Here is a 1185-nt window from a genome sequence, read left to right on the forward strand (position 1 = left end):
GGATGCTCTGATCTATTCCCCGTCTGAGGCATCATAGCGACGGGCCCCAGGAAGCACATCCCCGATGAAGCAGCGTTCGTTCGCGTCGTTGAGTTTTGATGCTAAGAAGAAGCCAACCCGCCGGGAGAAATTCCTTGGCGAGATGGACGAGGTCGTGCCATGGGCTGATCTTCTGGCACTGATCGAACCGAGCTATCCCACCGCCGGTCGCCGCGGCCGCCCGCCCATGCCGCCGTCGGTGATGCTGCGCATCCACTTCATGCAGCAGTGGTACGCGCTGAGCGATCCGGCGATGGAGGATGCGCTGTACGAGATCGAGTCGATGCGCCGGTTCGCGGGGCTGGAGTTGAACGAAGATGCGATTCCGGATGAGACAACGATCTTGAAGTTCCGCCGCTTCCTGGAGCAGCACGGCTTGGCGGCGAAGATGCTCGCCGCGGTCAATGGCCAAGCGGCAAAGGCCTGTTGCTGCGTCAGGGAACGATCGTGGACGCCACGATCATCCAGGCACCGTCCTCGACCAAGAACGCGAGCAAACAGCGTGACCCGGAGATGCGCCAGACGAAGAAGGGCCAGCAGTGGTACTTCGGGATGAAGGCCCATATCGGCGTCGACGTGGAATCGGGGCTGGTGCACACGGTGACCACGACACCGGCCAACGTGGGCGACGTGACCGAAGTGGACAAACTGCTGCACGGCCAGGAGAAGAGCGTGTATGCCGATGCTGGCTACCAGGGTGCCGAGAAACGAGCACCCAAGCGCGGCCGCACCTGGTACATCGCAGCCAAGCGCGGCAGCGTCAAGGCGATGCCCGAGGGCGAGTTGAAGGATGCCGTCAAACACACCGAACACATGAAGGCCGCCGTTCGCTCCAAGGTGGAACACCCCTTCCGGGTGGTGAAGCGGCAGTTCGGTTATCAGAAAGTACGCTTCAGGGGACTGCTCAAGAACACCGCCCAAGTGCTGACGCTGTTCGCGCTATCGAATCTGTGGATGGCACGACGAACGTTGCTGGCTTCGGCAGGCGAGGTGCGCCCGTGAGGCGGTAAATCGAGGTGATTCGGTGCAATTCAGCGCTTTGGGCGCGAGGGCCGCTCTCCAAGATCAACTTTTTGTCGTAGCAAGACCAGCGTTTTGCCGCGCCCGTCTGGACGGCTATTTCGAACTCAATAGATCAGAGCATCC

Annotated in this window: 1 pseudogene; it reads left to right on the forward strand. The window is 61.1% G+C overall.

What is annotated here, in order from left to right:
* Window positions 1–64 precede the first annotated feature (64 nt).
* Window positions 65–1041 (forward strand): annotated as a pseudogene (locus UU9_RS15060) (IS5 family transposase).
* Window positions 1042–1185: the final 144 nt, after the last annotated feature.

The organism is Rhodanobacter fulvus Jip2 (assembly GCF_000264315.1).
GTDB lineage: Bacteria > Pseudomonadota > Gammaproteobacteria > Xanthomonadales > Rhodanobacteraceae > Rhodanobacter > Rhodanobacter fulvus.